This is a genomic window from Micromonospora sp. DT31 (assembly GCF_049841795.1).
GTDB lineage: Bacteria > Actinomycetota > Actinomycetes > Mycobacteriales > Micromonosporaceae > Micromonospora.
The window spans coordinates 537-909 of record NZ_JBNCKZ010000034.1 but is presented as its reverse complement, the minus strand read 5'-3'; the positions used below and the strand labels follow the sequence as shown (position 1 = coordinate 909).

Genomic DNA, 373 nt, shown 5'->3' with positions numbered 1-373 from the left:
ACCGCGGAAACCACCCGGACGCTCGCCGCCCTCACGACGGTCACCACCGCGGAAACCACCCGGACGGTCACCGCCCTCACGACGGTCACCACCACGGAAACCACCCGAACGGTCACCGCCCTCACGACGGTCGCCACCGCGGAAACCGCCCTGGCGGTCGCCGCTGTCCCGACGGTCACCACCACGGAAGCCGCCCTCGCGGTCGCCACCGCGGAAACCACCCGAACGGTCACCGCCCTCACGACGGTCACCACCCCGGAAGCCACCCTCGCGGTCACCACCGCGGAAACCACCTTGGCGGTCGCCGCTGTCCCGACGGTCACCACCACGGAAGCCGCCCTCGCGGTCGCCACCGCGGAAACCACCCGAACGG

Annotated in this window: 1 protein-coding gene; it reads right to left on the bottom strand. The window is 72.4% G+C overall.

From position 1 onward, the window contains the following. A partial coding sequence (locus ACLQ2X_RS27725) for a hypothetical protein (RefSeq protein ID WP_425684028.1) occupies positions 1-353 on the bottom strand: 353 nt, incomplete at its 3' end. Positions 354-373: the final 20 nt, after the last annotated feature.